Below are 22653 nucleotides of genomic sequence, written 5' to 3'. Positions count from 1 at the left end.
TGAAATGACTTGCGCGCTTGAATGATTTCACAATTTCCGGACGCTTGCCCGAATCCATATTAAAACTTGCCCCTCCAGATGAGTTGTGTTATACTGAAAAACGTATGTCTTTAGAACGATTTTGGGGGAATTTGCTTTGTTTTTGCGGTTCATATCGGATTTAAAAAATGAGTTTCGGGGATATGGCTCCCCGGGCCTGATGCAGGACGCAATGGCCGGACTGACGGCCTGCGCGGTGGCGCTGCCGCTGGCCTTGGCATTTGGCGTCAGCTCTGGCGCCACGGCGGCGGCCGGTCTTGTGACGGCGATTATTGCCGGTGTGGTGATTGCCTTGCTGGGGGGCGCGTCCTATCAGATATCCGGGCCCACCGGCGCTATGAGCGCCGTGCTGATTGGCATTGTGGGAACCTACGGATTGCAGGGCGTATTTTTGGCCAGCTTTGCCGCGGGAGCACTGCTGCTGATTGCGGGAATTTTCCGAATGGGCCGCCTGATTTCATTTATTCCAATGCCCGTGGTGATGGGGTTTACCTCCGGGATTGCGGTCATTATTGCCATGGGGCAGATTGATAATTTTTTTGGAACTGTTTCTCAGGGAAGCTCTAATTTGGAAAAACTGGCCTCTTATGGAAGACTCGGGTTTTATCCCAATTGGCAGGCGGTGGGTGTGAGTGTTCTGGTGGTGGCGGTGATGCTGCTCTGGCCTAAGAAATGGGGTGCAAAGGTGCCCGGGTCTCTGGCGGGAATTGTTCTGGCGGCTGTGGCGTCGATTGCGTTTGGCATGGACGGCTTGACGACCGTGGGCGATATTCCGCGCTCATTGCTGCTGAGCGACCGCCTGACCCTTGACGGCGACAGCTTTGGGATGCTGGCGAGCTTAGGCTCGCCGATTGTCACCATTGCGGCGCTGGGCATGATTGAAAGCCTGCTGTGCGGTGCGTCCGCCGCCCGAATGAAAAACGAGACGTTCAATGCCGATCAGGAATTGATTGCACAGGGCGTTGGAAACATGCTGCTGCCCTTGTTTGGCGGCGTACCCGCCACGGCGGCCATCGCCCGCACCAGCGTGGCGGTGAAGTCTGGGCAGCAAACCAGACTTACCAGCGTGTTTCACTCCGTATTTCTGCTGGCGTCCATGCTGCTGCTGGGCGGCGTTATGGCAAAGCTGCCGCTGGCGGCGCTGGCAGGGGTGCTGATGGTCACGGCATGGCGCATGAACGACTGGGACGGAATCCGGTACATCTTTTCGCACCGCTTTAAGTCCGGCATCAGCCAGTTTTTCGTGACGATGCTGGCCACTGTGGTCTTTGATCTGACCATGGCAATTTTGCTGGGTGTGCTGTACTCCGTTATTTTGTATATGTCCCGTGTCAGCCATATCTCCGTCAGCTTTTCTGCGATTGACGCAAATCGGCTGCGGGATGTGCCGGATGAAAAAGCCGCTGTTTGGGAGACTTCCGGCGTGGCCTATGTGACCGGTTCTTTGTTTTTTGGCGCGGTGGATGAATTTAATCGCTGCATCAGAGAAATGCCCCCATATGATCATGTTATTTTGTCTCTGCGGGGAATGCCCAGTGTGGATGTGTCGGGCGTTCAGACGATGTTGGAGCTTTGCCAGAGCATGAAGGAAGAGGGAAAGACAGTCGCCTTTTGCGGTGTGACGACTTCCGTCCGCGCTTATTTTGATCGGGCGGGAATTACCGCATTGCTGGGAGAGTCTGCTTATTATTGGAGCGCCGACCTTGCAATCCTTGATCTTTTGAAGAAGGAGTTGAAGGAGCAGGAGCAGGCGGCATCCGTCGGGTGAGGAAAAAGCAGATTACACCCCAAACGTTATCCAACATACTATGCTGGATAACGTTTGGAGTGCTTTTTTGTGTAAAATTAAGACAGGCCGTTCCGCAAGAGCTTTAGCCCTTACGGAGCGGCCTATTCTTTGGCAGACTCCAATACTCGCCGCCTGAAGCAGCCTCAGAGGAGAAGAATTACTTCCAGTAGTCCAACTGGCTGACATCCATCCCGATGTCGGCGGCGTGGAAGACGGGATTATTGCCCGCTTTCTTCTGGGCCACATAGTCGCGGCAGGCATTGACCGCCACCTTGCTGAGAACAATGCACGCCGGAAGGTTGATCAGGCACATAATGGCCATCATAATATCAGCAATGGCCCACGCTGCGGACATGGACAGGGCCGCGCCGATGACAATTATCGCCGCGCACACCAGACGGAAGCCCAGCATAAAGCGCTTGCTGGGCACTTTGCGGTGAATAAAGGTTAAGGCGTTATCCACATAGAAGAGGTTGCCCAGCAGCGTGGTAAACGCAAAGAGGACCATTGCCGTCGTGACAAAGATAGGGCCGAAATTACCCATGATGGTTTTGACGGACTCCTGCACGTAGGGCGCGCCGGCAAGCTCGGCGGTGGGCTCCACACCGGAGCACAGGCACATCAGCGCCGTGGCGCTGCAAATCAGAATGGTGTCAATAAACACGGACAAAACCTGTACGAGCCCCTGTTTGACAGGGTGGGAAACGTCGGCAGCCGCTGCGGCGTTGGGGGCAGAACCAACGCCCGCTTCGTTGGAGTAAAGTCCGCGCTTGATGCCATACATCATGCAGGAACCTGCAATACCCGAGAAAATCGCCTTGAAATCAAACGCGTCGCGGAAGATTTCCTTGAATACGGCGGGAATCAGGCTTGCGTTGGAAACCAAAACGATCAAAGAAACGGCGATGTACATCAGGCCCATGAAGGGGACGATGGCGCTGGTGGCTTTCACCACGCGGCGGCCGCCGCCCAGAATGCACCAGCCCACGAGGATCGCCAGAATCATGCCGATCACCCACGGAGAGGTTTTGGCATCGTAAAAGCCGTATACAGAGAAGGTGGATTGCAGGTTGTAAGAAGCCAGCATGTTGAAGCCGCCCGCATAGGTGAGAATCAGACACACGGAAAATAAAACGGCAAGACCGCGGTTATGGAGGGCCGTTTCAATGTAATAGGCCGGGCCGCCATAGCTGTCGCCGTTTTCGTCCCTGCGTTTGTAGACCTGTGCCAGAGTGCTTTCCACAAACGCGGAAGCGCCGCCGATGATGGCGATCAGCCACATCCAAAACACCGCGCCATAGCCGCCCAGACACACCGCGGTGGAAACACCCACAATGTTGCCGGTACCCACGCGGGAGGCAGTGGAGACCATCAGCGCCTGAAATGAAGAAATTTTTCCCTCGGAAGAGGGCTTTTCCATCACCACGCGGATCGATTCGGGGAAGAGCCGGAGCTGAACAAAGCCGGTGCGCACGGAGAAAAACAGACCGGCTGCCAGCAGGACAACAATTAGTACCGGGTAGTACAAAAAGCTGTCCAGTCCATCCAAAATTTTCAATATCATGGTGTACCTCTCTCTTTCGTCCTTAAATTTGCAGAAATCCTTGGCGCCTTACCGCAATTCGCGTTTGGCAAGGCAAAGCTGTTGATAGAACACCCCCTTTGTCTGTGTCGCCGTTTTACGCGGCAAGCTGTGTGCGAAGCCGTCAGCCGCGATTTTACATTATACCGTATAACCGGAGCCGGAGAAATAGTGAAGTCCCAAATAATGCGAAAGATATTCCAGCACACGGTATGCGCCCACGCTGTTTCCCTTGGGGTCCAGCGCCGGATTGAAGGCCGCCAGCCCCATTTTCCGCTCCACGGTTCCCATAATGCCGCCGCCCACGCCGCTCTTGGCCGGGATGCCCACCTTCATGGCAAACTCTCCGGAGGCGTCATACATTCCGCAGGTCACCATCAGGGTTTTCACAATGCGCACAATCCAGTCCTCCAAAAGCGTCTCGCCGGTGCGGGGGTCCACGCCGTTATTGGCCAGAATCAGCGCATAGTTTGCCAAATCCTCCACGTTCACGCTGAGCGAACACATCCAAAAATACAGGTCCACCACGTCTTCGGCGTCATGTTCCAGAATATTGTCGCCCTGCATGAGGTATGCCATGGAACGGTTGCGCATCCCCGCCTTTTTTTCAGACTGAAACACCGCTTCGTCCAGATGAATGGTATCCCTGCGGCAAAGTCTTCGGGTGAGCGCCAGAAAATCCCCGGAGGGGTCCTTGCTGTCCATGCAGCAGTCAGCGGTGGCAATGGCGCCTGCGTTAATCATGGGATTGAGAGGATGGGTGTTTTTCGTTTCCAGCCGCACCAGCGAATTAAATGCGTCGCCGGTCGGCTCCACCCCCACCTTGCTGAACACTCTGTCATAACCCGCCGTCTGCAAAGCCATGATAAGAGTGAGGGTTTTGGAAATGCTTTGGATGGTAAATTCCTGATGCCAGTCGCCTGCGGAATAAATCTCCCCGTCGGTGGTGATGACGCAGGCCCCCAGTTTGTCGGGATATCCTTTGGCAAGCTCGGGGATATAGGTCGCCACCTTTCCTGTGTGAAGGAAGGTGCGGGCATAATCCATCGCATCAACCAGCGTTTTTTCAATCAGTTCATTGCGAGCCATCGGAAATCATTCTCCCTTTTTCTATCGGTTTGCCTTTAAATACGGAGATGGAATTGGGCAAAACGCCTTATATTTAACAATATCCTAACATATTTTTTGGCAAATGTATAATAGCAATCTCCGATAGGGTTATGCAGCAGCCGTTATAGCAAATTCGACTGATTTGCCAAAAATTCTTTGTCGATTTCGCATACTAAATCACTGCATCATTTGTCTGAAAAATGCGCTATAATAGAAAATATATGCAAAAAGGGGAAGGCGAGGCCCAGCCTGTCCGGGCGGACGCACGCCCCGGCGTGTGTGCCGGGATAAAGGAGAGAGCAGCATGGATATCAAGCATCTGGAGTTTTTCTGTGCGGTGGCCCGCTATGGGTCAATCAACCGCGCGGCGCAGGAGCTATACATTTCCCAGCCACATCTCAGCCACATCATTCGGGACATGGAGACGGACGCGGGAGTGCCCCTGTTTCAGCGGACCAAACAGGGCGTTACGCTCACGGCGGAGGGACAAGCCTTTTTGGAGCACTCTAAGGTCATTCTTAAGGAGATGGAGAGCCTTAAGCAGGTCTCCTGCCGGACCGAGCCGGAGGGGGACTGCATGAGGCTCTCCATGACCAAATTTACTCATACGATGGAAAGTTTTAACGAGGTGTGCACCCGCCGACAGCGTCTTCCTAAATTTACTTATTTTCTAAACGAGGGGACTACGCTGGATGTGGTGTCAGATGTGGAGGAATGCGTTTGCGATGTAGGGTGCATTCACTTTGCAAGCCATGAGGCAGAGCGCTTTCACAAGCTTCTTTCCGAAAAAGGGCTGGAGCTGACGCCGCTGGTCACTATGGCGCCGCACATCGTCGTGTCCAAAAACCACGAGCTTCTGCGCAGGAACATTCCTGTCACGCTGAAGAACTTGAGGGACTATGGGTTTGTCCGCTATATAGGACAGTATGAAGATTTTATTTATAATATTTCCACGGAGGACCATCAGACCGATCTGAACAATTCTTCCCGCATCATCTATGTGTATGGACGGGCGGCGCTGATGCACCTGATTTCCGAGAGTGATTTTTATACAATTGGGATTCAGGGCTTTTCCACGCAGGATTCTCTGTATCAGTGCGTCTCCATCCCCATTCAAAACTGCAAGGAGAGGTTGGAGTTCGGCCTGATCACCCGTAAAGGGGCCGTGTTGTCTGACTCTGAGCAGGAGTTTATCCGGAACGTGACCACCCGTTACCACGCGCTTCAAGAGACGCCCTGACTTTGGCCGCTGCCCGGCTGGGTTTCTATGCGGTCCCTTGCCGGGAGGAGAGCGGCGGATCATCTGCGCCTTCGGAAGGGAAGTCCGAGAGGTGAAGTCTGGCCATAGTGGTTTTCGTAATATTCGCTGCTTTAAAAAGTGGTTAAACAGATACCCGGCACACAGATGCAAAAATGCAAATAAAAAACGGGACCTGTCGCAAGCCTTAGGCTTGCGACAGGTCCCGTTTTCTTGCGTATTTAACAATGTTGGGGGAGGGAGCTGATTCCGCGGGTCTTACTGCATGGACTCCATGATGGCGTCCGCCAGTGTTTCCAGCTCAAATGCCTTGTCCTCGTGCAGAGAGGAGGCCATGCTCACCCGCTCGTTCAGCACGGTCATATTCTTCATTTCCTCGTCGAGGAACTTCTGCATCAGATCGCCAGATTTGATGGCCCAAGACCCATTTTCCATAATGGCCACAGTGCGGCTTTGCACGTTCAGCGCCTTCATATCCATGAGGAAGTTGTGCATCGCCGGATAAATCCCAAGGTTATACGTAACCGAGGCCAACACCAGATGGCTGTACTTAAAGGTTTCCGAAATAAGCTGGGAGACGTCTGTGGAGGAGACATCATAGATGGCGACCTTCGTCATGCCCTTGTCGCACAGCCGCGCGGCCAGCGCCTGCGCGGCGGACTCCGTATTGCCGTACATGGAGGCGTATACAATCATCACGCCCTTCTCCTCCGGCTCATAGCGGCTCCACGTATCGTACTTCTGGATAAAATACATCAGGTCCTTGCGCCACACCGGTCCGTGGAGTGGGCAGATGTATTTGATCTGGTTCAGGATGCCTCCGGCCTTTTTCAGGATGAGCTGAATATGAGGGCCGTATTTTCCAACAATGTTGGTCAGATACCGGCGGGCAAACAGCTTCCCGTCCAGAGCGCCAAAGGTTCCGAACGCGTCGGCGGAAAAGAGCACGCCGTCGGTGGTGTCAAAGGTCACCATGACCTCCGGCCAGTGAACCATGGGGGCAAACACAAATGTAACCAGATGTTTCCCGAAGCTGAAGGTATCGCCTTCCTTCACCTCAACGATCGTGTGCTCATCCACCGGGAACTTGAACTGGCGCATCATCATGAAGGCCTTTTCGTTGCTGATAATCACCACGTTGGGCCACCGGAGCAAAATTTCTTCAATAGAGCCTGCGTGGTCTGGTTCCAGATGATTGATAACAAGATAGTCTAGCGGGCGGCCCGCCAAAACGTGCTCCATGTTTTCAAGAAGCTGGCGGCAGCCGGACCAATCCACTGTATCAAACAGGGCGGTCTTTTCGTCCATCAAAAGATAGGAGTTATAGGAAACACCTCTGGGAATGGGATATGCATTTTCAAACAGAGAAAGGCGATGGTCGTTGGCTCCTACCCAGTATACGTCCTCGGTTACATTTCTTACACTATACATATTTTTTCCTCCCTTCGGTTTTAAGCCTGAATGAATTGGTCCTTGGACTCGGCACACTCAGGGCAGGCCCAGTCTTCCGGCAAATCCTTGAACTGCGTACCCGGCGCGATTTCGCTCTCCATGTCGCCAAACTCAGGCACATATTCATAACCGCAGCCGCTGCAAACATAGCGGGGGCCGATGGGCTCCGGCTTGGGCATGCGGGGGCGCTTCATCTTCACCATGGGAGGGGCGGGCTGCTTGTCACCGGTGTCCAGCGCAGCGGTGAGCAGGGGCAGAATTTCATTCACGTCGCCCACGATGCCGTAGTCGCAGTTCTTAAAAATCGGGGCGTTGCCGTTTTTGTTGACCGCCACGATGATTCCCGCATCCTTAATGCCTTTTAGATGCTGGCTGGCCCCGGAAATACCGCAGGCGATATAGAGGTTGCCGGTGAATTTCTGGCCGGACATACCAACGTAGCGGTTGAGCGGCAGATACTTCAGCGTTTCAGCCACCGGGCGGGAGGAGCCGATTGCGGCGCCCGCGGCCTTGGCCAGATTCTCCACCAGAAGCATGTTTTCCTTGTCTCCGATGCCCTTGCCTGCGGAAACCACGCGCTCTGCCTGCACAATGGGCGTATCCAGAGGAATCCCCACCGCAAAGTCAAAGCCGTCCTTTTTCAGCGCATCCACCAATGCGGAAACCTGCTCCGTGGCGGCCCCATCCCGGAAAATCTGCTTTTTCCGGATTCCGGTGATGGGCGCGGGCTTTTTAGACCGACTGGAGGAAGCGCTTTCCTCCTTGGGCGGCTTTCCCAGAATGTGCGAGGCAATGACCACCCGCTGAATCTCGTTGGTGCCCTCATAGATGGTGGTGATTTTCGCGTCGCGGTACATCCGCTCGACTTCCATGCCCTTGAGATAGCCGCTGCCGCCGAAAATCTGGAGCGCGTCGTTGGTGACCTCCAATGCAATGTCGGAGGCATACTGCTTGGCCATGGCGGATTCCATGCCGAAGGGCTCGTGGTTCTCCTTCAACTCTGCCGCCGAATAGACTAGGAACCGCGCCGTGCGCAGTTTGGTGGCCATGTCCGCGATTTTGAAGGAAATGGCCTGCTGGAAGCCGATGGGCTTGCCAAACTGGACACGCTCCTTGCCATAGCTCACCGCCTGCTCGAACGCGCCCTGCGCAATGCCCAACGCCTGCGCCGCGATGCCGATGCGTCCGCCGTCCAGCGTGGCCATGGCGATTTTAAAGCCCTCGCCCTCCTTGCCCAGCAGATTTTCCTTCGGAACCTTTACATCGTTGAAAATCAACTCCGCGGTGGAGGAGGAGCGAATGCCCATTTTGTCGTAGTGGTCGCCAAATTCAAAGCCCTTCCAGCCCTTTTCCACAATAAAAGCGGAAATGCCTTTTACGCCGATGTCGGGAGTGGTCACTGCGAACACCACATATGTATCGGCCTTGGGCGCGTTGGTAATGAAAATTTTTCCGCCGTTCAGCAGATAATGGTCGCCCTTATCCACTGCGGTGGTTTCTGTTCCGCCCGCGTCGGAGCCTGCGTTTTGCTCGGTCAGACCGAATGCGCCGATTTTTTCGCCCTTACACAGCGGGACGAGATATTTTTTCTTCTGTTCCTCGGTGCCAAACCCGAAGATGGGCCAGGTACCCAAGGAGGTGTGCGCCGACAGAATGACGCCGGAGCCGCCGTCAACTCGGGACAGCTCCTCCACCGCGACGGCGTAGCTGATCATGTCCAGGCCTGCTCCGCCGTACTCCTTCGGGAAGGGAATGCCCATCAGCCCCATTTTTCCCAGAGTTGCCACCGCTTCATCGGGAAACTGGTTTTCCTTGTCCATGAGGAAGGCGAGGGGCTTAATCTCCTCTTCCGCAAACGCTCGGACCTTGGCACGAAGCTTTTCCTGCTGCTGCGTGGTCGTGAATAACATACTGCTTCCCCCTTTTTAATTGACCACCATATTCGACAAAATATGTCCACTTTGAAAGCGCAAAAAGTAATTACCCGTCGAATAAGATTTCCTGAAGGCTGTGAGTCTCCAGTTCCTGATCCAGCTTTTTCTGGATGGAGGTTAAATTGATATGCGCGCGGCAGACGGTGTTTCCGTGCGCCTTGCACCAAAGGCACTGATAGTCTGGATTCATACATGGACTGATGAAGGAATCCTCTTCCATGACCTGCATCAGTCGGAAAAGCGACACCTGTTCCAGCTTGGCCGCCAAAATATAGCCGCCATCCGCTCCGCGTAAAATTCGGACAATCCCGCCTTTTTCAAGCTTTTTTAAAATTTTGTAGGCAAACTGCTGGGGAATCTGTTCTCCCCGGGCAAGCTGCGCCGCAGTGGCCCGCTCCTCGTCCGCAAGTACCCGCAAAATCCGCAGAGCGTAATCCGTTTCCTTTGTAAGAAGCAATGTTTCATCTCCTTTGTGTCTTCCACTCTACTATTCTGGATATAAATTGTCAAGTATATTCTGGGAGAAATTTAAACTTTTTTGTACATATTAATTAACAAAAGAATTTGGTGCTTTCTTATAGTTGGAGTAAATTGCAAAAGGGGCATATGAACATGCAGATTTGCCGCAATCGGGGGCGAACTGTCTTCTAAAAGACAGCGAATTTCCGCATCGGGCCGCCCCGCGCGTTTGGCGTACATAACCGCCCGGCTTTTTGCATAGGATGGAGCAACGCAAGGCGGGGAGTGTTGCTTTTTGAAGGGAAACATGGAGGAGCGGGCCGAGCAACTGGCCCAGTACATTATAGAAAACCGGGCGACGGTCCGCGCCGCCGCCGGAAAATTTGGAATTTCCAAATCTACCGTACATAAGGATATCACAGAGCGGCTGCCCAGAATGAATCCGGCGCTGGCGGCGCAGGCGCGGCGGGTGCTGGACGTGAACAAGCAGGAGCGCCATATCCGGGGCGGAATTGCCACCAAGGAAAAATATCTCCACGGGCATCGGTGACGGGAGGCAAAAGCCGCCCGGAAACCGGCACAGTTTAGAACTGGAGGGAGCTTTGATGGAAAACAAATTCAATCGGGACCGGAGCGCGGCTGCTTCCCCCATCCCGGAAGCGGGCGCCTGCGAACCGGAGGTCCGCCGGTGGGTTCATCCTATCCCGCAGCCCGGCGGCCCGGCGCTCCCGGAGTCCACGCTGCATTATATCTGCTGCGCCCTCAGCTATCAGAACGAACTGCTCAGCGAAATCAAGACGCTGCTGGAGCAGTTCTGCGGGGAAGAGTCTAATCATTCGCCGACTGGCGAGCAGGCTCCGGAGTAAACGGAGAAAAACGGAAACCGTCGTCTTTTCGCACAAGGTGCAGGCGCAGCAAAACAGGCCAGCCGGCAGGCTGGCCCGTTTTGCTTTTGGAAGATTGGATGAAAAGAAGTTTTGTCTCTTGCAAGTATTATAATAACGGCAATATGTTAACCGAAAAAGCGAGGATTGTTACAAAAGTATGAAATCTTCTATCGCCAATTAAAACAAATAAGACGTTTGAATTTCCGCGATAAAAGGCGTATGATAGCAAGAGAATTTTGTGAAAAGAGGAGAGACCAATGCAATTTTTAAAGAAAAATGGGCTGGGGCTGTTGCTGTGTCTGGCGATTGCCGCGCCGTCCTGGCTGCTGGGCAAGCGGTTTCCTGTGGTGGGCGGGGCGGTGATTGCCATTCTGGCGGGAATGGTGATCGCGCTTTTCCTGCGAAGCAGGGGCCGTTTGGAGAGCGGAATAAAATTTGCCTCCAAAAAGATTCTTCAGTGGGCAGTGATTTTACTTGGCTTTGGGATGAATCTGCGGGTGGTGATCGAGACGGGGAAGCAGTCCCTGCCCATCATCCTATGCACCATCGCAACCTCTCTTGCGATTGCCGCCGCACTCCACAGGGTGCTTCGCATCCCCGGAAACATCTCCACGCTAGTGGGGGTAGGCTCCTCCATCTGCGGCGGCAGCGCCATCGCCGCCACCGCCCCTGTGATCGACGCGGACGATAAAGAGGTGGCGCAGGCCATCTCGGTGATTTTCTTTTTCAATGTGTTGGCGGCGGTGCTGTTTCCTCTCCTTGGAAGCGTGTTGGGCTTTGACACTGGTTCCGGCGAGGCGTTCGGCGTGTTTGCAGGCACGGCTATCAATGATACCTCCTCTGTCACCGCCGCCGCTTCCACATGGGACAGCATGTGGAATCTCGGGTCCGCCACGCTGGACAAGGCCGTGACTGTAAAGCTGACCAGAACCCTTGCCATCATTCCCATCACGCTGGTGCTGGCCCTGATGCGCGCCCGCCGGGAAAAGGCTGCCGGAGGCACGGGGAAGGCCCTGCGGCTCCGGGATATTTTCCCCTTCTTTATTCTCTACTTTGTGGCGGCCTCCGTTGTCACCACCGTGGCGCTGCGGATGGGGGTTCCGGCGGCGGTTTTTGGCCCGGTGAAGGAACTGAGCAAGTTTTTTATTGTGGTGGCAATGGCGGCCATTGGGCTGAACAGCAATCTCGTTGAGTTGATTAAAACCGGAGGGAAGCCTTTGGCTCTGGGGGCCTGCTGCTGGGTGGGTATTACCGTGGTCAGCCTTGTGCTGCAAAGGACCTTGGGTATCTGGTGATACAGGACGGAGAGGCCCGCAAATTCCGGATTCTCGGGTATATTTCCATTTGCATCATCACATTCAGCGTAGCGGAACAAATTGTTCTAAACTATACCCTGTGAGGTGAATGGATATGCCGGATTATCCGGATTATAAAGAGATGTACCTGAAGTTGTTCCGTGCTTCGGAGGAGGCGGTCAACCCGCTCATCGCTGCTCAGCGGGAATGCGAGGAACTATACGTGAACACTCCTGAACCGGAGCTTAAGGTCATAACCATGCCAGTCGACGACGCAAAAGATGAAAAATAAACGCCACATAGCAAGAGAACGGGGAATTATCACCCGGCCTCGTCTGCATCCGGCCGTTCTCGCCGGCGTATTTCTTTGATTACAGCCATGCAGATTTTCCAGATGCCTTACCCAACATGATAATTAGCTGCGGGCACGTTATCTCCAATGAGTTGAACCATTCGGTAATTTCGAATGGTTCAACTTCTATTGCCTGTATCAGCAGCCTAGCCGAAACATTGATTGAGCAGATCTTCCAGCTTAGCCCGAAACGCGTCGTCCTGCTCATGTCTGCGTTTGGAGGGACCCTTGAGCCGCCCGCCGGCGTTGCGGATCTTTTTGGCCACGTGGCGCTGTAAGAGTAGGGCGTCGATATTGTTCGGCGTGTACTCCATGCCGTCCTGATTGAGCACCACGGCGTTCCGCGCAAGGCACATGGCGGCAAGACCGTAGTCCTGCGTAATCACAATATCGCCGGGCTGAACCAGATTGACCAATGCGAAATCCACGCTGTCCGCCCCCTTAGAAAAGGTCAGCGTCTTTGCACCATTTCGTTCAAAGACATGGGAAGTGTCGCACAGCAGCAAGCATTCTATGTTGTGCGCTTTTGCCAGCGCAATGGTGCTGTCCACCACCGGGCAGCCGTCCGCGTCCACCAAAATCCTCATCGGTTCATACACTCCTGTAAGTTTTCGAGAAAGCGACAGGCCTGCTCACCGTCCATCTGCACATGATGGAATTGGAAGGACAGCTTCAACTCGGTTTTCAGCCAGCGGCGGCGGTATTTGCTCCAGATGAGGAAGGGGTTGTTAAAGATGCCGCTGTAGAAATTCGCCACACCGTCCAGATCGTAATTGACCAGCGCAGAGGTGCCGACGATCATGCGATCGGGCAGCTCGTAATTCTCGCAGTTTTCCCGGCAGCGCTCCGTCAGCTCCGAATAGGTACGGGCAAATTCGTCCAGCTCGCCGCAAAACGGAATGTCGCAGGTGCACAGTTCACCGCGCTTGTTTTTAACAATCACATTGACGCCCAGACTGTCGTACTGCATCAGCTTCTTGCCCACGGGCAGCAGATAGAATTCCGGAACACTCTGCGCGGCGCGGGCGATGCACCAGCACATGAGCATGTTAAAAGGATATCCCTTTTTCGCGAGCCTTGCGAGGTGCGTCACATCCATCGTTTTGAAGATGGTGACCATGGGCATGGGCGCGTCGATATAATATTCGTAGCTCATAGCGCGGTTGGTGTTTTTGGGGTCAACTTCTCTCATTTTGCGTTCTCCGTCCGCTGCTTCAATAATGTTTTTAGTATAACCCCTTGCGTGAGGGTTGGCAACAAGAGCGCAGGGCAGGGGGTTCAGGATGCTGTAATCGCTTCAGAAAAGCATGACGATCTCTTGTTTTCGTGCTATGATAGTTTCACAAGGGGGTGGCCGTATGCAGTTCGGTTTTCTGAATCTTACAGGCTTTTTTATCGTTGCGCTGATGATGATTCCTAACTTAATTTACGCACGGCGCAATCCTCATATAGAAAATAAATGCATCTGCAAGCCGATGCCCATGCTGGAGCAGGTCGGGCGGTATGGCTCCATGTCGATGATGGTCTTTCCGCTTTTCGTGTGGGAGTTCGGCTTCAAGTCCCCGGAGGAGCTTGTGATCTGGCTGTTTCTGCTTCCTGCGCTGCTGCTGGCTTATTTCATTTTCTGGGCGGTCTATTTTCGCAGGCCGTCGCTGTCCGCCGCGTTGTGGCTGGCGATCTTGCCCAGTGCCATCTTCATTCTGCGGGGCGTGATTTTTCGGCATTGGCTGCTGACGGCATTCGGCGTTATATTTGCAGTTGGGCATATCTATATCACTTGGTATAACAACAGGTCGGGGGGGACGGATGATGAGTAAATATGAGCCGCTTTGGAAGGCCATCGGCGGGCGCACGGAGGACTGCTTCACGCTGACCTATGCCGAGATAGAACAGATTCTGGGCTTTCCCATTGACCACGCCTTTCTGACCTTTAAGAAGGAGCTGCCCGCCTACGGTTACGAGGTGGGTAAAATCTCCATGAAGGCGCAGACGGTGGCGTTCAAACGCTGCGTTTGACAAGCGGCTGTGTTTCTGCTATCATCGGCTACACCCATCCACGAAAGGAGAATCACGATGGAAAAATTCATTCCCTTTGAGAAGCTCTCCAAGAAGGAGCAGCAAAAGAGGAACGCCGCACGGCGCGGCAGCTGGTACGGCCTGAATCCCGTAACCCGCACACCGGAAAGCTCAAAAGCGTATAACAGACGAAAGGCACAGAAATGGAGTGATGACTCCGGTTCTGTGCCTTTTGTTATCTCGGTGCGCCTTTCATCCGCCGCCGTATTCTTTGATTACAGCCCCGCAGATTTTGAACGCTAATTAAACCTTGGCAAATTCTTCGAATGTCCAGAGTGGCCCCTCGTCCGAGTGGGGAGAAAACGCGGAATAGAGAATATTGTGCGCCCAAACACTTGGATGTTTTTTCACGACAATAATTGGAAAGTGTGATAGAATGATAAAAAAGGGCGTTGATGTCAGTGATGAACTATATTGCGAATATACTGACCGCGTCCGGCTTGATTTTATGTGTGGCGGCGCTTTTCTCCTCCGTGGAGGAGTTTGCGATCACCGTCAGCTCTCCCACGTTGAATCGGAATTGCAAAGGGTTCTATCAAAAGGCAGACTTTTTGGCAACACAAAAGGAGCGATGAATAATGGTATGTGAAATCATGATAGATGAGGACTTTTTAAAGCAGGTCTCGGAGCCTGCAACACAGGCGGACATTCCGGTGGCGGACGACCTGCTGGAGACGCTGACCGCCCACAAGGACGGCTGCGTGGGCATGGCGGCGAATATGATCGGCATTTCCAAGCGCATCATCGCCATTGATAATGACGGTGAATGCATGGTGATGTTCAATCCGGAAATCATCAAAAAAACCCAACCTTATGATGCCGAGGAGGGCTGTCTGTCGCTAATCGGCACACGCAAGGCGCTGCGTTGGAAGTCCATCAAGGTACGCTGGCAGAACCGGGATTTTCAGGTTCGTATCAAGACCTTCACCGGCTGGACAGCTCAGATTATTCAGCATGAAATCGACCACTGCGAGGGGGTTATCATATGAAACCATGGTTCACCATCGACCAGATTGATGAAAAGACGCACATCATCAGCGAATACCGCCACTGGGAGGAGACTCATTGCTATCTGCTGGAGGGAGGCGACCGGGCGCTGCTCATTGACACAGGACTTGGCATCTGCGACATTTCAGCGGAGGTAAAAAAGCTGACGGACAGGCCGGTGACGGCGGTCGCCACACACATCCACTGGGATCATATCGGTGGCCACAAATATTACTCCGACTTCTACGCCCATGAAGCGGAGTTGAACTGGCTTTCCGGCGAGTTTCCCCTGAGCATGGAGACAATTCACGGCATGGTGGTTGACCGCTGTGACCTGCCGAATGGCTATGATGTGGCTACTTACCAGTTCTTTCAGGGAACGCCGACGCGGGTTCTGCAAGACGGCGATACCATCGACCTCGGCGGAAGGGAAATCACCGTGCTCCACACACCGGGGCACTCCCCCGGGCATATGTGCTTCTGGGAAGACGCGACAGGGTATTTGTTCACCGGCGACCTGGTCTATAAGGACACGCTCTTTGCCTACTATCCCTCCACCGACCCGCAAGCGTATCTTAAAAGCCTTGAAAAAGTCGCGGCGCTGCCGGTGAAACAGGTGTTTCCCGCCCACCACACGCTGGATATCCAGCCCGAGATTTTGATTCGTATGCGGGACGCATTCCGCGAGTTTGACGCTGAGGGCAAGCTGCATCACGGCAGCGGCACGTTTGACTACGGTGACTGGGCAGTCTGGCTGTAAGTGCAGGAGGTTTACCATGGCAATGTGGAATCCGTGGCGGGGCTGCCACAAATACAGCGAGGGCTGTCGGTTTTGTTACATCCACAAGGGGGACGCAAGGCGGGGCGTGGACACGAATGTGGTGACGAAAGCGGATAGCTTCTGTGCGCCCGTAGAGCGGTATAAGAGGGGCGAAAAGAGGGGCGAATACAAGATAAAGTCCGGTGAAACGGTCTATCTCTGCTTTTCCTCCGACTTCCTGCTGCCCGACGCAGACCAGTGGCGCAGCGACTGCTGGCGCATGATGCGTGAGCGGCCCGATCTGAACTTTCTATTTCTGACGAAACGCATTGAGCGGTTTGTGGACTGCATCCCACCCGACTGGGGCGACGGCTACGAGAATGTGACCGTTGGCTGTACTGTGGAAAATCAGGCGGAGGCAGACAAGCGGCTGCCCCTCTTTGATACGCTTCCCATTGTTCATAAAAACATCATTCTTCAGCCCATGCTGGAGAAGATGAACATTGAGCGGCATCTGGGCGATGTGGAACTTGTGGTGGTGGGCGGCGAGTCCGACCGAAATGCAAGACCACTGGACTATGCTTGGGTCTTAGATGTGCGGGAGCAGTGCCTGCGGCAGGGTGTGAAGTTTGAATTTCGCCAGTGCGGCAGCAATTTCGTGAAGGACGGAAATCTTTATCAGCTTCCTGTCCGTCAGCTGATGTCACAGGCCAGAAAAGCAAACATCAATATATGATTAAGAACCACCTGTGATGGAATTTTCCAAGCTTTGGCTGTGATTGCCGCAGGCGTTCCCAAGCCGGTGTTTTACCAATACATCCGGCAAAATAATTTAGAGCAGGCTGCACATGGAATCTATGTTTCCAGAGACGAATGGGTCGATGAAATGTATCTGCTGCACCTGCGCTGCGCACAGGCAGTGTTCTCCCATGAAAGTGCACTGTTCTTCCATGACCTCACTGACCGCGAGCCGTCGCCTTATTCCGTTTCGGTTCAAAGGGGGATATGGCCCGACCCGATTAAAAGCGGACGGAATTACCGTTTATCCGGTGAAAAAGGAGCTGTACTCCATCGGCATTACCCATGCAAAGACCCCCTTCGGACATACTGTGCCGACATTCGACATGGAACGCGCGGCCTGCGATTTGATTCGGTGTCGGAACGATATGGAAGCACAGACCTTTCAAGATGCATTGAAACGATATACAAAACGAACCGACAAAAACCTGAGTAATAATCGAGGGGCGACAGGATATGCTCTTCGTTCAGCTTTGCGGCAATTTTTCGGTATCCCCAGCCCTTGCGCCGATTGGCAAATATCTTCCGCACCACCCCGGCGGCAACCTCATCAATGACAAAATTGTGCTTATTATCAGGATGCGCCTTGTACCCATAGGGCACATAACAGCCAAGGTAATTCCCCATTTTGGCGTTCGCCTGCTTGACTGCCGTGATTTTCTTGCTGGGGTCCCTGCTTTGGAACTCGTTGAACAGATTCCGGAACGGCATAATGTCGTTGTCATTGCGAATGATGTCCACACCGTCATTCAGGGAAATAAAGCGGCAGCCAATCATGGGAAATTAATACGTAAACTGCCTCACCTGAATGTTTGCTCAATTTCCGCGAAGGCGGACTCTTTTGGATACCATAGTTTGAAGCAGTAATCCGACACCAACAAGCAGCACAGCCAATTTCCCAATTGCCACGGATGGCGGCATGGAGAATGCGGGGTCAAGCACGCCGAGGGTAAGAGGATATTCCGTAAACAGCGATGCTCCGTAGAAATCGCCCGGCAGGAATCCGACTCCAAAGGCCAGGGCCATGAGCACAAACAGCGTCCACGAGTGCAAGCTGCCTGCCATCGCGCCGACCCCCAGCAGCAGAGCAGCCGGCGGCACCAATGTAATAACGGCCACCAGAAGCAGTGACGCCACAGGGACAGAATCGCCAAAGAGTGTCCACAGGAAGCTGATACCAAGCATGGTCAGCACCACGACCAACGAGAGCCACGCAGTCAGCGCCGCCAAATATTTTGTCAGATGATAGCGTTCCCGCCTCACGGATGCGGCGTCTGTCAGGCTCTGCACCCCACGCGCCTGCGCATTGCACAGATTCCAAAGGAAAAACAGAAGCACCACGCCAAGCAGTGGCAGCAGTCCGGTCAGATATGCACCGAAGCTCCATGGGGAGAAAGGCGCGGTATTCGCTATGCCCAAAATAGTGACGTTGTTCAAAAGCTGCCAGCCGTACCACAGAATAACCGCCCCAAAACCGAGATAAAATTTACTGCCCAGCATCCGGCGCAGTTCATAGAGAAATATCTTACTCACGTCCAACATCCCCCTTCTCCAGACCGCAAGCGGTCAGAAAGTCATTCAGGCTGATATACGGCGGCAGCTCCGTTCCGCCTTCGGTGAAGAGCTGGGCCCAGACCCCGTCCAGCTTCTCCTCTCCGATCAACTGCGCCGCGCGGTAAATCATCAGCGCGTTGCCGTCATACCAGTTCGCGCCGTCAGCGTTGGCCCGGATGCTGGACTGCAACCGCTCCGGCAGAAGCTTCACATACTCCGGATACCGCTGGTAGAAGGATGCATTGAGATTGTCCATCGTGTTTTCCCACTTCTCAACATAATTTTTCCGCGCGTATTCCTGCCCCTTAATCTGGCACATCAGGCGGTAAGTTGTGTAGACGGTGATGCCTTCGTCGTTCCAGGCGCTGTCCTCCATGTCCATCAGCGCTGCACTCAGCCCCCACCACTGGTGGATAATCTCATGTGCCAATATCTCCGCGCTTCCCGGACCCTTGTCCGGGTCGTTGAGATTTTCGTCGCTGAAATAGCTTTCGCCCATGCCGCTGATATTACCGTTGGCAAAGCCGCCGAAGTTGAAGGCCGTGGTCTGGATGACATGGAAGCCCTCGTCGCCGGTAAATTTGGACCCATAATGAGCTGTACAATACTGCACCGCCTGCTCCATCAGCTCCAGCGCGCCATTTTCCAGCCGGGACTGATACTTTTTGCTGTAATAAAACGGAATGGCCGTTCCGTCGCCTGCGCCCAGATCCTTGCAAACATAGTCCCCTGCGTAGAGGAACAGCCGATCGGTGCCCGTGTCCTCCATGCGCCACGTCACCGTCCCGTTATCATTCTCGGAAATCCGGGTCAACGTCCCGCTTCCCACCGGCGTAAGGCTGCTTTTCAAATCAATCGACAGAGAAACCTTCGCATCGTCGGAGATCATCACGCAACCTGATACCACAGGCGCAAGCGACCGGCTGGTCATCGTGACGCTTTCGCCGCTGATGACATCCGCACTAAGGGCGTATTCCTGCTGATTCCACATCTGCGCCATGCCGCCGTACTCCACCCGCAGGTCGATTTCTGCGTCTGCGGGAAGTGTGCAGCGCACCTCGTGGGCGGCGATGCTGTCATTTTTTAAATCCTCCCATGCAATCGGCTCACCGTTGGCCGTAATAGAGCGGATGGCATGACCGGATTTCAGGCTTAAGTACAGCTCCTGCGCTGCGCCGGATGCGTTTTGAATGCGATACTCCGCCACCCCTGACATCGTTCCCAGCAGATAGCTTTCAATTTTCACATTCAACTGCGTGCTTTGCAGCGTCAGGAACGCGTTGCTGCGGTCCGGCTCCGTGTCCATCAACTTCTGCCAGTTGGCGGGGGTGTGATCAACAAAGGGTTGATTCCGCCACAGCAGACCACCGCCGCAGAGCAGCATCACGGCCAGCAGTGGCAGTGCCCACTTGCGAGCATGTCGGAGAAACGAGCCAAGCAGACCTTTTCCGTATTGCCTCACGCAAAGCAGGGACAAAAACCATGCGCCGCCCAGCAGGCACAGCCAGACCATCCGGCTGTAGATGGCCGTGCGCCAAACGATGGCGCTGCCAAAGGCATCAGATAGCGTAGGTACCAGCGGTACGTTCCAGTGCAGCAGAAAGAAACCGCTGCAAATGGAGCTGCGCGTGAACACCCATGCGGCCAAAATGGCGACAAGGCTCACATCCAGCCGACGGGTCAGATGCCAGAGCGCGGCGGCGGCAAGGACGCCCATCACAGGTCCGGAAAGCATAAACAGCAGCACCGCCAGCACATAGTCGGACAGAGAAAACACGATGTCCAGCTTCCATGCGGTATAGGGCAGATATAAAAGGCCGATGGTCACTGATGCACCCAGCGCCGCCGTCAGCACCGCAATCAGGCGTGCGGCACATATGGTCATGGGACTAACGATGGCGTCCGTCAATGCATTCAGGCCATTCTTGCAAGCCTGCTGCAAGGTGGTCAGCATCAAAATCGCAAAGCACAGCGTCCCGGCGATACCGCAGGTGAGCAGAGGATTGGCAAGGTATAGCGCCGCCATGGAATCCCCAATGGTTGGATGAAAAAACTGATATCCCGCCAAAGGGGCCAGAGCGGTCAGCGCACACGCCAGCCAGGTCAGGCGGCTGCGCGCCACCCGTCCCAGCTCCACGCGAGTCAGAGCGGAAAATTTCATTGCGCCCCGCCCTCCCTAGTGATGAGGAACAGGTATGCGTCTTCCAGCGTCGGCTCCACCGCCTGCGCCCCACCGGGCAATGTCTCCGACACACCGCGGCAAAGCACCCCTTGGGCTGTGTTGACCCGAGATGTAATATGCAGGCTGGGATTTTCACTGTCGCCCCGCTGTTCCAGAAACATGCCAACATGGCCCTCCGCTTGCCGGATGAGGGCTTCCGGTGTGCCGGTAAAGAGAATCCGCCCCTGATCGATAACAATGAGCTGATTGCAGACTGACTGTACGTCTTCGATGATATGAGTGGAGAGGAGTACCAGCTTATCCTGCGCCGTTTCCGAAAAGAAATTGCGGAAGCGAATGCGCTCCTCCGGGTCCAGGCCCACCGTCGGTTCGTCAAAAATTAAAAATTCAGGGGTTCCCAAAAGGGCTTGGGCAATGCCCACCCTCTGGCGTTGGCCGCCGGAGAGAGTGCGGATTTTGGCCTTGCACTTTTCCGCTAAATCCGTTGCTGTAATGGCTCGGTCGATGGCGGATTTGCTGTTTTGAATGCCCTTCAGGGCCGCCATGTAGTCGAGAAACTGCCAGACGCTCAGCTCGTCATAGAGGCCAAAGTGCTGCGGCAGATAGCCAAGGCTGGATTTCAGATGCTTTTCACAGGCTGTCAGCGGCGTGCCATCCACGGAAATACTTCCGGTGGTAGGCAAAAGCGCCGCCACCAGCAGCTTCATCAATGTGGATTTTCCCGCGCCGTTGGGGCCCAGCAAACCAATGAGACTGGGCGTCTCTATTTGCAGATTTATGTCCCGCAGGGCTTGCTTGCCCGTGGGGTAGGTCATACTCAGGTGGTCAATCGTGATGTTCATGATTCGACTCCTTTCTGTGCGTTGATGGCGCGGAGCGCCGTGACAAGTGGGTTTTCTCCGTCGGAGGATACGATATCCGGCGTGGTGCCAGTCTCTTCATTGCTGCTGCCGTCTGCGTTCAGACCGAACAGGGCGGTGAATTGGACGAGGATGCCGCTGTTTGGGAGCTGAAGGAAAATCGGGTCGATACCGATGCCGTCGCCGCTGGTCTGCGTACCCACCAAGGTGGCAAACCCAGTGTCTTTGCAGAAGATGGAAAACGACTCTGAGGCGGAATAGACAGCGTTACCCACCAACACCCAAAAACGGCCATGGAACGGACTGCGCCGGGCAGCGGGGACAATCGTGTGATCGATGGTGACATAGTGGGTTGCCAGCGCCCGGTCCGCAGCATCCAGCTTTGGCAGGTCCGGCAGCTGGGCGATGGTATTTAGCTCACTTGCGGAAAAGACGTTTTCCAGATAAGGCGTATTATTTTCGCTCATCCGCACCAGCGCCACATGACTGGCGCTCAGGGTTTTATCGATATTGGGCGCGACAATCAATTGTTCCCAATAGTCCTCACTGCCGCCGCTGTTTGTCGTCAGGTCGAGAATTAGGTCGTCGCAATTGGCGCACTGAGCATAGGAATCTGCAATGGCTGCACCGTCTGTTTCCATATTCCCGGAGAAGCTGCTGATTTTCAGATAACCAATATTGCCCGGCAGGATCATGGACGTTACGTTGGCGATGGGAGCTTCCATTGGTTCGTCCTCATCCTCGTCCCCACCAAGCAAGCTGAGCAGGTTGTCCAGCTTTTGATACCCGCTTGCAGTTTTTTCACTTTTCAGCACCTCTGCCCAGCGGCCCCGGTCAGCATCCTGATACGCCGCCAGATTCTCTACATAGGATGCATAAGCGTCCGGCTCCGCGATCCACAGATGACCGTTGGTACCCAGCCGCCACAGCGCGCTGTAAATAGCGGAGTAGAAATCCACGTCACTATCACTGTCCGACACTAACTCCTTATATTCCTGATAGATGGCGTCCACGTCCACACCCTCACGCTCCAAAATTCCCCAGCAGGGATAGCTGTCCCGGAGTGTGGCCCAGAGAGCTTCATAGTCCTCCATACGCTGCTGTGCTGTCAGGCCCAGCGCGTGAACGGCCGGTTCAGGGACATCGCTGTCCGAGGGCGTTTCCGCCGGTTCCGGCGGGTTTGCGCCGCAGGCGCAGAGACTGGCCGCCAGAATTGCCGCAGCCACCCAGATGGTCCATTTTTGCATAAAAAACTCCTCTCAAACGAACTGTGTTTCAT

24 protein-coding genes and 1 pseudogene are annotated in these 22653 nt (G+C 54.4%); 14 read left to right on the top strand and 11 right to left on the bottom strand.

Annotation, left to right across the window (positions count from 1 at the left end; translation table 11 throughout):
- Positions 1-199 precede the first annotated feature (199 nt).
- Positions 200-1807 (top strand): SulP family inorganic anion transporter, encoded by a 1608-nt coding sequence (locus RTU96_RS09165; RefSeq protein ID WP_312636251.1) that lies wholly within the window; start codon positions 200-202, stop codon positions 1805-1807.
- Positions 1808-1985: 178 nt separating this feature from the next.
- Here the strand turns inward: RTU96_RS09165 and RTU96_RS09160 are convergent, their stop codons facing one another.
- Together RTU96_RS09160 and glsA are read right to left on the bottom strand one after the other, a co-directional pair.
- Positions 1986-3392, bottom strand: coding sequence for an alanine/glycine:cation symporter family protein (locus RTU96_RS09160; RefSeq protein ID WP_312636250.1), 1407 nt, complete (start codon positions 3390-3392; stop codon positions 1986-1988).
- A gap of 159 nt (positions 3393-3551) precedes the next feature.
- A complete protein-coding gene (glsA, locus tag RTU96_RS09155; protein ID WP_293009574.1) occupies positions 3552-4499 on the bottom strand; it encodes a glutaminase A in 948 nt (315 codons plus the stop codon).
- Between the two features lie 325 nt (positions 4500-4824).
- Between glsA and RTU96_RS09150 the strand changes: the two genes are divergently transcribed.
- Positions 4825-5760, top strand: coding sequence for a LysR family transcriptional regulator (locus RTU96_RS09150; RefSeq protein WP_312636248.1), 936 nt, complete (start codon positions 4825-4827; stop codon positions 5758-5760).
- Between the two features lie 276 nt (positions 5761-6036).
- Here RTU96_RS09150 and RTU96_RS09145 read toward each other — a convergent pair whose 3' ends face one another.
- The 3 genes from RTU96_RS09145 to RTU96_RS09135 all read right to left on the bottom strand — a co-directional run bounded on the left by RTU96_RS09145 (position 6037) and on the right by RTU96_RS09135 (position 9621).
- Positions 6037-7209 (bottom strand): FprA family A-type flavoprotein, encoded by a 1173-nt coding sequence (locus RTU96_RS09145; RefSeq protein WP_312636246.1) that lies wholly within the window; start codon positions 7207-7209, stop codon positions 6037-6039.
- A 20-nt stretch (positions 7210-7229) separates the two neighbouring features.
- Entirely contained in the window at positions 7230-9140 is a 1911-nt protein-coding gene (locus RTU96_RS09140; RefSeq protein ID WP_312636245.1) for an acyl-CoA dehydrogenase family protein, read from the bottom strand.
- Between the two features lie 70 nt (positions 9141-9210).
- Complete coding sequence (locus RTU96_RS09135; RefSeq protein WP_312280207.1) at positions 9211-9621, bottom strand: Rrf2 family transcriptional regulator; 411 nt, start codon at positions 9619-9621, stop codon at positions 9211-9213.
- 297 nt (positions 9622-9918) lie between these two features.
- Here RTU96_RS09135 and spoIIID point away from each other — a divergent pair, with 297 nt between their 5' ends.
- The 4 genes from spoIIID to RTU96_RS09115 all read left to right on the top strand — a co-directional run bounded on the left by spoIIID (position 9919) and on the right by RTU96_RS09115 (position 12097).
- Positions 9919-10173: a sporulation transcriptional regulator SpoIIID gene (gene spoIIID / locus RTU96_RS09130; protein WP_293009569.1), complete on the top strand. Its 255-nt coding sequence runs from the start codon at positions 9919-9921 to the stop codon at positions 10171-10173.
- A gap of 55 nt (positions 10174-10228) precedes the next feature.
- Positions 10229-10489 (top strand): hypothetical protein, encoded by a 261-nt coding sequence (locus tag RTU96_RS09125; RefSeq protein ID WP_312636244.1) that lies wholly within the window; start codon positions 10229-10231, stop codon positions 10487-10489.
- Between the two features lie 278 nt (positions 10490-10767).
- Positions 10768-11805, top strand: a complete 1038-nt coding sequence (locus tag RTU96_RS09120) for a YeiH family protein (protein ID WP_312636243.1) — start codon at positions 10768-10770, stop codon at positions 11803-11805.
- Between the two features lie 109 nt (positions 11806-11914).
- Positions 11915-12097 (top strand): hypothetical protein, encoded by a 183-nt coding sequence (locus RTU96_RS09115; protein WP_312636241.1) that lies wholly within the window; start codon positions 11915-11917, stop codon positions 12095-12097.
- 206 nt (positions 12098-12303) lie between these two features.
- Here the strand turns inward: RTU96_RS09115 and RTU96_RS09110 are convergent, their stop codons facing one another.
- Positions 12304-12744 (bottom strand): YaiI/YqxD family protein, encoded by a 441-nt coding sequence (locus RTU96_RS09110; RefSeq protein ID WP_312636239.1) that lies wholly within the window; start codon positions 12742-12744, stop codon positions 12304-12306.
- A complete protein-coding gene (locus RTU96_RS09105; protein ID WP_312636237.1) occupies positions 12741-13349 on the bottom strand; it encodes a CatA-like O-acetyltransferase, family 2 in 609 nt (202 codons plus the stop codon). Before RTU96_RS09105 ends, RTU96_RS09110 begins: the two co-directional genes overlap by 4 nt.
- 166 nt (positions 13350-13515) lie before the next feature.
- Here RTU96_RS09105 and RTU96_RS09100 point away from each other — a divergent pair, with 166 nt between their 5' ends.
- The 8 genes and pseudogenes from RTU96_RS09100 (at position 13516) to RTU96_RS09065 (ending at position 17335) form a co-directional block, all read left to right on the top strand.
- The gene (locus RTU96_RS09100; protein ID WP_312636236.1) at positions 13516-13974 is read left to right on the top strand and encodes a hypothetical protein; all 459 of its coding nucleotides are present in this window, start codon (positions 13516-13518) and stop codon (positions 13972-13974) included.
- A complete protein-coding gene (locus RTU96_RS09095; protein ID WP_312636234.1) occupies positions 13967-14173 on the top strand; it encodes a hypothetical protein in 207 nt (68 codons plus the stop codon). The genes RTU96_RS09100 and RTU96_RS09095 overlap by 8 nt, the downstream gene beginning before the upstream one ends.
- A 57-nt stretch (positions 14174-14230) precedes the next feature.
- Positions 14231-14476, top strand: coding sequence for a hypothetical protein (locus RTU96_RS09090; protein ID WP_312636233.1), 246 nt, complete (start codon positions 14231-14233; stop codon positions 14474-14476).
- Between the two features lie 158 nt (positions 14477-14634).
- Positions 14635-14808 carry a hypothetical protein gene (locus RTU96_RS09085; protein ID WP_312636232.1) on the top strand — a complete coding sequence of 58 codons (174 nt, stop codon included), beginning with the start codon at positions 14635-14637 and terminating at the stop codon, positions 14806-14808.
- 3 nt (positions 14809-14811) lie between these two features.
- The gene (locus tag RTU96_RS09080; protein WP_312636230.1) at positions 14812-15222 is read left to right on the top strand and encodes a peptide deformylase; all 411 of its coding nucleotides are present in this window, start codon (positions 14812-14814) and stop codon (positions 15220-15222) included.
- A complete protein-coding gene (locus RTU96_RS09075; RefSeq protein WP_312636228.1) occupies positions 15219-15980 on the top strand; it encodes an MBL fold metallo-hydrolase in 762 nt (253 codons plus the stop codon). Before RTU96_RS09080 ends, RTU96_RS09075 begins: the two co-directional genes overlap by 4 nt.
- A 16-nt stretch (positions 15981-15996) precedes the next feature.
- The gene (locus tag RTU96_RS09070; RefSeq protein ID WP_312636227.1) at positions 15997-16716 is read left to right on the top strand and encodes a DUF5131 family protein; all 720 of its coding nucleotides are present in this window, start codon (positions 15997-15999) and stop codon (positions 16714-16716) included.
- Positions 16717-16737: 21 nt separating this feature from the next.
- Positions 16738-17335, top strand: a pseudogene (locus RTU96_RS09065) (abortive phage infection protein).
- Positions 17336-17594: 259 nt separating this feature from the next.
- On the opposite strand, the gene RTU96_RS09060 reads toward RTU96_RS09065, so the two are convergent.
- The 4 genes from RTU96_RS09060 to RTU96_RS09045 are packed head-to-tail and all read right to left on the bottom strand — an operon-like array spanning position 17595 to position 22621.
- Positions 17595-18311, bottom strand: a complete 717-nt coding sequence (locus RTU96_RS09060; RefSeq protein ID WP_312636225.1) for a hypothetical protein — start codon at positions 18309-18311, stop codon at positions 17595-17597.
- Positions 18304-20493 carry a M1 family aminopeptidase gene (locus RTU96_RS09055; RefSeq protein WP_312636224.1) on the bottom strand — a complete coding sequence of 730 codons (2190 nt, stop codon included), beginning with the start codon at positions 20491-20493 and terminating at the stop codon, positions 18304-18306. Before RTU96_RS09055 ends, RTU96_RS09060 begins: the two co-directional genes overlap by 8 nt.
- The gene (locus tag RTU96_RS09050; RefSeq protein ID WP_312636222.1) at positions 20490-21356 is read right to left on the bottom strand and encodes an ATP-binding cassette domain-containing protein; all 867 of its coding nucleotides are present in this window, start codon (positions 21354-21356) and stop codon (positions 20490-20492) included. The genes RTU96_RS09055 and RTU96_RS09050 overlap by 4 nt, the downstream gene beginning before the upstream one ends.
- Complete coding sequence (locus RTU96_RS09045) at positions 21353-22621, bottom strand: S41 family peptidase (RefSeq protein WP_312636221.1); 1269 nt, start codon at positions 22619-22621, stop codon at positions 21353-21355. Before RTU96_RS09045 ends, RTU96_RS09050 begins: the two co-directional genes overlap by 4 nt.
- Between the last annotated feature and the right edge of the window lie 32 nt (positions 22622-22653).

Source organism: Oscillibacter sp., from assembly GCF_032018205.1.
Classification (GTDB): domain Bacteria; phylum Bacillota; class Clostridia; order Oscillospirales; family Oscillospiraceae; genus Oscillibacter.
This window is presented reverse-complemented; position numbering and strand designations above follow the sequence as displayed.

Excerpts from the sequence above, each read along its gene's own strand:
- RTU96_RS09165 (WP_312636251.1), top strand. The coding sequence starts at position 200 with ATGCAGGACGCAATGGCCGGACTGACGGCCTGCGCGGTGGCGCTGCCG.
- RTU96_RS09160 (WP_312636250.1), bottom strand. The coding sequence starts at position 3,392 with ATGATATTGAAAATTTTGGATGGACTGGACAGCTTTTTGTACTACCCG.
- glsA (WP_293009574.1), bottom strand. The coding sequence starts at position 4,499 with ATGGCTCGCAATGAACTGATTGAAAAAACGCTGGTTGATGCGATGGAT.
- RTU96_RS09150 (WP_312636248.1), top strand. The coding sequence starts at position 4,825 with ATGGATATCAAGCATCTGGAGTTTTTCTGTGCGGTGGCCCGCTATGGG.
- RTU96_RS09145 (WP_312636246.1), bottom strand. The coding sequence starts at position 7,209 with ATGTATAGTGTAAGAAATGTAACCGAGGACGTATACTGGGTAGGAGCC.
- RTU96_RS09140 (WP_312636245.1), bottom strand. The coding sequence starts at position 9,140 with ATGTTATTCACGACCACGCAGCAGCAGGAAAAGCTTCGTGCCAAGGTC.
- RTU96_RS09125 (WP_312636244.1), top strand. The coding sequence starts at position 10,229 with ATGGAAAACAAATTCAATCGGGACCGGAGCGCGGCTGCTTCCCCCATC.
- RTU96_RS09120 (WP_312636243.1), top strand. The coding sequence starts at position 10,768 with ATGCAATTTTTAAAGAAAAATGGGCTGGGGCTGTTGCTGTGTCTGGCG.
- RTU96_RS09115 (WP_312636241.1), top strand. The coding sequence starts at position 11,915 with ATGGATATGCCGGATTATCCGGATTATAAAGAGATGTACCTGAAGTTG.
- RTU96_RS09110 (WP_312636239.1), bottom strand. The coding sequence starts at position 12,744 with ATGAGGATTTTGGTGGACGCGGACGGCTGCCCGGTGGTGGACAGCACC.
- RTU96_RS09105 (WP_312636237.1), bottom strand. The coding sequence starts at position 13,349 with ATGAGAGAAGTTGACCCCAAAAACACCAACCGCGCTATGAGCTACGAA.
- RTU96_RS09100 (WP_312636236.1), top strand. The coding sequence starts at position 13,516 with ATGCAGTTCGGTTTTCTGAATCTTACAGGCTTTTTTATCGTTGCGCTG.
- RTU96_RS09095 (WP_312636234.1), top strand. The coding sequence starts at position 13,967 with ATGAGTAAATATGAGCCGCTTTGGAAGGCCATCGGCGGGCGCACGGAG.
- RTU96_RS09090 (WP_312636233.1), top strand. The coding sequence starts at position 14,231 with ATGGAAAAATTCATTCCCTTTGAGAAGCTCTCCAAGAAGGAGCAGCAA.
- RTU96_RS09080 (WP_312636230.1), top strand. The coding sequence starts at position 14,812 with ATGGTATGTGAAATCATGATAGATGAGGACTTTTTAAAGCAGGTCTCG.
- RTU96_RS09075 (WP_312636228.1), top strand. The coding sequence starts at position 15,219 with ATGAAACCATGGTTCACCATCGACCAGATTGATGAAAAGACGCACATC.
- RTU96_RS09070 (WP_312636227.1), top strand. The coding sequence starts at position 15,997 with ATGGCAATGTGGAATCCGTGGCGGGGCTGCCACAAATACAGCGAGGGC.
- RTU96_RS09055 (WP_312636224.1), bottom strand. The coding sequence starts at position 20,493 with ATGAAATTTTCCGCTCTGACTCGCGTGGAGCTGGGACGGGTGGCGCGC.
- RTU96_RS09050 (WP_312636222.1), bottom strand. The coding sequence starts at position 21,356 with ATGAACATCACGATTGACCACCTGAGTATGACCTACCCCACGGGCAAG.
- RTU96_RS09045 (WP_312636221.1), bottom strand. The coding sequence starts at position 22,621 with ATGCAAAAATGGACCATCTGGGTGGCTGCGGCAATTCTGGCGGCCAGT.